Annotated in this window: 4 protein-coding genes and 1 pseudogene; 3 read left to right on the plus strand and 2 right to left on the minus strand. The window is 66.6% G+C overall.

The genetic code is table 11. The features are described from left to right. Positions 1-166: 166 nt before the first annotated feature. Positions 167-1,084: an SDR family oxidoreductase gene (locus JYA52_RS05340; RefSeq protein WP_205652167.1), complete on the minus strand. Its 918-nt coding sequence runs from the start codon at positions 1,082-1,084 to the stop codon at positions 167-169. A gap of 201 nt (positions 1,085-1,285) precedes the next feature. Here JYA52_RS05340 and JYA52_RS05345 point away from each other — a divergent pair, with 201 nt between their 5' ends. Beyond that, a complete protein-coding gene (locus tag JYA52_RS05345; protein WP_205652168.1) occupies positions 1,286-2,119 on the plus strand; it encodes an IclR family transcriptional regulator in 834 nt (277 codons plus the stop codon). Positions 2,120-2,201: 82 nt separating this feature from the next. On the opposite strand, the gene JYA52_RS05350 is transcribed toward JYA52_RS05345, so the two are convergent. After that, entirely contained in the window at positions 2,202-3,755 is a 1,554-nt protein-coding gene (locus tag JYA52_RS05350) for an amino acid permease (protein WP_240459972.1), read from the minus strand. A gap of 210 nt (positions 3,756-3,965) precedes the next feature. On the opposite strand from JYA52_RS05350, the pseudogene JYA52_RS05355 reads away from it, so the two are divergent. After that, positions 3,966-5,667 (plus strand): annotated as a pseudogene (locus JYA52_RS05355) (HNH endonuclease signature motif containing protein). Between the two features lie 207 nt (positions 5,668-5,874). Then, positions 5,875-6,000: hypothetical protein (locus tag JYA52_RS05360; protein ID WP_205651616.1), on the plus strand; the 126-nt coding region annotated here is incomplete at its 3' end.

Raw genomic sequence — 6,000 nt, forward strand, 5'->3', positions numbered from 1 at the left:
AGGGAGCTCCGATCCGGGAGTGCACCGTGCGGACAACAGTAGACAGTCACACCAAGAGCCACACGAGTAGCAAGTACCTCACTTCTCCCGTGGGCGCCTCTCGGAACAGGCATCAACTACCTGTTTTTGGAAATCGCCGTGCCGGGATGCCGCCAAAGCACTGGCCTCAGCGGTATCCTTGGCTTGCCGCCGGCAGGCCAGCGTCCTGCACCTCTGTGAGGTAGCGCCAGCAGTCCGGCCGCGACCCGTCGACATCGGTGAATCCGTACTCCCGGGCCAGGCCGCCGGAGGAGAACGAACCCCCTGTGCGGCTGGCCAGGTCCGGGTCGGCCGCGAGTGCCGCAACGGCGCGGCCGACGAAGCGAGGGCTTTCCGAGATCGCGGCGAAGTGCGGGTTTACCGCCGCTGCGTCCCGCCAGTTCGCCTCGGTCACCCCATAGTGCTCCAGCATCATTTCCGAACGCATCCACCCGGGAGTCAATGCCACCGCTGTGCACTGGAAGGGTTTCAAGTCCTCTGCCTGGCTGAAGGCGAGACGCAGCACCGCCCACTTGGCGAGGTCGTAGAACGCCGAAAGCCGGTAGTGGGTTGCGTTGTACTCCCGGGTTCCGTCGGTCATTTCCACCACAAGCCCGCCCGGACGCCGGATGAGCAGGGGCAAGGCGAAGTGGCTTGTGACGAGGTGGGTGTCCACGGCGCCGTGCAGCATCTTCAGCCCGGCGTCCAGGCTGTGCTCCCACACGGGCGTGTTCCACTCAACGAGGTTTTCACCGCCCCAAACGTCGTTGACGAGGACATCCAGGCGCCCCTGCTCGTCATCGATGCGCCGCACCAGCGCTTCCACGTCGGCCGCCTGCAGATGGTCCACCTCGACGGCGATACCGGTGCCGCCTGCGGCAGTCACCAGTTCCGCCGTCTCCTCGATGGTTTCCTGCCGGCCGTACTCCGAGGTGCGGTGCCGCGTTGTGCGCCCGGTGCAGTAGACAGTGGCCCCGGCCTCGCCGAGGGCCACCGCCGTTCCACGCCCCGCGCCCCTCGTGGCCCCCGCGACGAGGGCCACTTTCCCGTCCAGCGGCAAGTCCATGCCTAACGCTAACCCAGGGTCCTTTGGCTGCGGAAGAGGAAAAGGGGTATCTGGGATTCCAGACGCAGTGCCCGTTTGGGGGTGTTTCTGAGCCATGGGCAAGGTGCACGATTAAGTCACGCATAAGTACGGTATCCCGGACAGAAAGCCTTTCGGGGCCTCTTTTGGACCGTAACGACGGCCGTAACGACGGAGGAACACATGGCAGACACTGCGCCAGCGCGGCGGGAATCAGCGGCCCGCTCGACGGCGGTGAAGGTGACGTCGAAAGTTCCGGCGGCCGAAAATACCCTCCGCATCCTCAAACTGCTGGCCTCCAAGCGGGGGCCGATGGCGGCGTCGAACATTGCCACGGCGCTGGGACTGCCGCGTTCCAGCGTGTACCACCTCCTTGGGGTGATGGAGGCGAACGGTTTCGTCCTGCACCTGCACGAGGAGCAGCGTTACGGCCTGGGCATCAGCGCCTTCGAGCTTAGCTCGGCCTATTCGCGGCAGGAGCCCCTGTCCCGGCTCGGACGGCCCGTGCTCGCCTCGCTGGTCGATGCGATCGGCGAAAGCGCGCACCTTGCCGTCCTGCACGGGCGCGACGTGCTCTACATCGTCGAGGAGCGGGCCAAGAACCGGCCGTCCCTGGTGACCGACGTCGGCGTCCGGCTTCCGAGCCACCTCACCGCGAGCGGCCGCGCCATCCTTGCCGCGCTGCCCAAGTCCCAGGTCCGGGCGCTCTATCCGAATGCCGCAGCGTTCAGCGCCCGGCATGAAGTGGAGGGGGCAATCATGAAGTACTCCGCGCTCTCCTCGCACCTGGACCAAGTCCGCCGGCGCGGCTACGCCACGGAACACGGAGAGGTGACGCCCGGCTTCGGCTCCATCGCCGCCGCCGTCACCGATCACCTGGGATGGCCGACGGCGGCAGTCGCCGTCACGTTCCTCGAGGACAAACTGCCGGCGGACCAGTGGCCGGCGCTCGCCGCCCGGGTGCAGAAGGTGGCGAACGAGCTGTCGGTCCGCATCCACGGCCGGCCGGCGCAGTAGTCCGGCGCAGTCGTCCGGTTCGGTAGTCCGGCTCAGGTGTCCGGTTCGGTGGGGCTGCGCCGGCGGCCGCGGATGGGCGTGCCTACAGCCGGTCGTGCGTCACATCCGCCGGAGCAGCCTTCGCCACGGGAAGCGGGGCGGTCTCATCCACGAGTTCCGCGCGGGCGCGGCCGCGGCCGCGGACCCACAGGCGGTAGGCCAGCAGCAATGCCGCAAGCCACGCCCCGCCAACGTAGAGGGCCACGCGGGTCTCCTCGAAGACTCCCAGGACGGCGATCACCAGGGCCATGAAGGCGATGGTCAGGACGGACGCCGCCGGCCACCACGGGGACGGGAACTCGGACGCCGGGAGGCCGCTGCGGGCAATCTCGCGCTTCATGGCAACGTGCGAGGCAAGGATCATCACCCAGACCCATACGGTGGCGAAGGTGGCGATCGAAGCGATCAGTACAAAGACGTCCTCCGGTATCACCGCGTTCAGGACCACGCCGGCCAAGAGGATTCCGGCCATCATGACCACGGTCATCCAGGGAACGCCGTGGCGGGACACCTTCCCGAAGCTCTGCGGTGCATGGCCCTGGCCCGCCAGCCCGAACAGGATGCGCCCCGCGCCGAAGATGTCGCTGTTGATGGCGGAAAGCGCTGCGGTGATGACCACTGCATTCAGGATGTGGGGCGCCGCCGGGATTCCCAGTCCGCTGAAGATCTGCACGAACGGGCTGCCGTTGCTGCCGATTTCATTCCACGGGAACAGGCTCATCAGCACGCCGAGGGTCAGCACGTAGAACAGCAGCACCCGGACGGGGACCGTGTTGACGGCCTTCGGGATCACCTTCTTGGGATCCGCGGCCTCGCCGGCGGTGATGCCGATAGTCTCGATCCCGCCGAAGGCGAACATCACCACGGCGAACGAGGCCAGGAGCCCTTCGAAGCCGTTGGGAAGGAATCCGCCGTGTTCGACGAGGTTCCCCAGCCCGGGGGCGGCGGCGGATCCTCCGGTCTGGAAGCCGAAGACGATGATGGCAGCGCCGGCGGCGATCATGGCAATGATGGCCGCCACCTTGATGAGGGAGAACCAGAACTCCAGCTCGCCGAAGACCTTGACACTGAGCAGATTCAGGGCAGCCAAAAAGGAGATGATGGCAAGAATCCAGATCCAGCGGTCAACGTCAGGGAACCAAAAGCCCATGTAAATGCTGAAGGCCGTGACGTCCGCGATGGCCACAATCGCCATTTCGAAGACGTAGGTCCATCCGGTGATGAAACCGGCCCGTGGCCCTAGATACCGCCCGGCATACTGCCCGAAGGAGCCCGAGACGGGATGCCGCACGGCCATCTCACCCAGGGCGCGCATCACCATGAACACTGCCGCGCCGCCAATAATGTAGGCCAGCAGCACGGCGGGTCCGGCTTTCTGGATGGCGGAGGCCGAGCCATAGAACAGGCCCGTGCCGATCGCCGAGCCCAGGGCCATGAAGCGGATGTGGCGCACGTTGAGGCCGCGGTTCAGGACGGCACCTGCGGTTTTCTCCAGCCCGGCGCCGAAGGAGGCCGCGGCCTGCGGCGCCCTTGTCGTGCCGTCTGTGGTGGCACCGCCGTCTGAGGTGGTCCTGCTGTCTGTGGGCGCTTGTTGCATGCCAATACCTTCTCGTCTTTGGGAGGGGGATCGCTATCCAGCAGACCATTTCCGGGCTGCAGGTGATGAGCCTCACGGATCTTTGCTGTCTTTGATTCCAGACTGTCTGCTGTCCGGGCCGCAGCCGAGCGCGAAAGGACACTGGGGGCCCTGCGCAGCGACCCCGCCTGTGTCCGCATTAATGTCGGTGCCTCCTGAGATGCTTTGCGTATGGAAAGCAGAGCCGCTGTGGAGACGTTGGAGGCCGTCGAGGCCTCTGTCGCTGCGCTGGCTGTTTTGGTCCGCGGCGGGGCGAAAAACCTAGGCCCGGCCGCTGCGGACCCTCTTCGGGATCAGGCGGATGCGTGCCTGGACGGCATGGCTGAAGTGGCCCGGGTGGAAGCAAGAATGGCCGCCCTGAGAGTGCACCTTGCCGCAGGATATGCCAACGCCGCCAGAGCCATGGCCGCACCCGCACTGTCTCCGCAGGAACACACCGCCCAAGACATGGCCGTGACGGCTGAGGTCGCGTGTGTCCTGACGGTCAGCGAACGCACTGCCGGCGCGCTTCTCTCTGAAGCCCACACGCTCACCACCGCTCTGCCGCTGACACTGTCCGCGCTGCAGGCCGGGAGCATTTCGTGGCAGCACGCCCGGGTCATAATCGACGAAACCGCCAACCTCGACGCCGGAGGTGCTGCGCGTATGGAGGCGCATTTCCTGGGCCAGGAGGCGCCCACTCCCGCCAGGGGCTGCCCGGTCGGGGATCTTGCACCGGCCCGGTTCCGTGCAAAGGCCCGGATCTGGCGGGAACGGCACCACCCGGTGAGCATCGAGAAGCGCCATGCCCGCAGCGTCGTCGACCGCCGGGTGGAGTGCACCCCGGACCGCGACGGCATGGCCTGGCTTTCCGCCTACCTGCCTGCCGGCCAGGCCGCGGGCATCTGGGACCGCATCACCACCGCCGCAAGAGCACTGCAGGGAGCGGAGGAGGCCAGAACCCTCGCGCAGCTTCGTGCCGATGTCGCCGCCACCTGGCTCCTCACCGCTGGACTCGAACGAACGCCGTCTGGCACTGCCAAAGGCAGCGACGACGGCACCCTCGCGGGATGGCGCGCCGGGAGGCGCCCTCGAAGACGGCTTGTTGCACGGCGTGCTGGAGGGCGGGCCGGCAAGCCATCCATCATTTGGTGATGTTCCGTTCCCGGCAGCCCAGGTCCTCGTCACCGTTCCGGTGCTTTCGCTGCTGGGATTGACCGAGGAGCCGGCCATGTTGGACGGGTACGGCCCGATTCCACCATCCGTGGCGCGCGCCCTTGTTGCCGACGGGGCATCGTCGTTCCTGAGAGTGTTGACTGATCCGCGCGACGGTGCGCCATTGGAGATCGGGCGGACCAGCTACCGGATTCCCAAAACGCTGCGGCAATGGCTGCGGCTGAGGGACGCGAAATGCACGTTCCCCTGCTGCGGCAACCATTCCCTGGACAACGACGCAGACCATCTCCTTGCCTGGGCCCACGGCGGATCCACCGGGATCAGCAACCTCGGTCAACCATGCCCCAAACACCACCGCCTCAGACATACCACCGCATGGACGCCCACCGGCGCCAGCGCCAACCATCCGCCTGGCTGGATCTCGCCCACGGGCCGCACATATGCCAGTGAACAACCCGACTGGGAACCCCCGCGGTGGCCAAGCCAGCTCCTTGCCATGGTCAAGAACCTTGGGCCCGGCACCCCCGGGCAGGCCGAGAACAACTGTGGCCACGCCGAGCCCGGAACTCCTGGGACGGACAGTGACCTGGTGACACCCGCGGACCTCACGACACTCGAGGACCTGCTGCCCCAGGCCGAACTGACGGATCATCCCGTAGCCGAGGACCCTTTCAGCGACTGGGCGCTCTTTTTGTCAGAGGCATTCGCGGACCGCTAGCTGTGTCCTTCAGCGGCCCGAACGCCGCCGCCGTGACGGACCATGTTTATCTCCCGCGCCGGCAGGTGCCATCACATTCCGCGCGTGCACCCCGTCTGGAATCCCGGACAGCACCCTCTCGAAAGCCCTGTCCGGCCTGTCCGGGAGGGGCTTTAGTTGATACAGAAGCACTTCTCCGAACCACCCAGCAACACGAAGGAGCCCCTCATGGCACCCGCCGATTTCACTACCGGTGCCCGCCCGGTCAAAGCGGCCCGCGGCACCGAGCTCACCGCCAAGTCCTGGCAGACGGAAGCCCCGCTGCGCATGCTCATGAATAACCTGGATCCCGAG

The sequence above is a fragment of the Arthrobacter pascens genome (assembly GCF_017052465.1).
GTDB lineage: Bacteria > Actinomycetota > Actinomycetes > Actinomycetales > Micrococcaceae > Arthrobacter > Arthrobacter pascens.

Bases quoted from the DNA above. Each gene is read 5' to 3' on its own strand.
- JYA52_RS05340 (WP_205652167.1), bottom strand. From the start codon at position 1,084: ATGGACTTGCCGCTGGACGGGAAAGTGGCCCTCGTCGCGGGGGCCACG.
- JYA52_RS05345 (WP_205652168.1), top strand. From the start codon at position 1,286: ATGGCAGACACTGCGCCAGCGCGGCGGGAATCAGCGGCCCGCTCGACG.
- JYA52_RS05350 (WP_240459972.1), bottom strand. From the start codon at position 3,755: ATGCAACAAGCGCCCACAGACAGCAGGACCACCTCAGACGGCGGTGCC.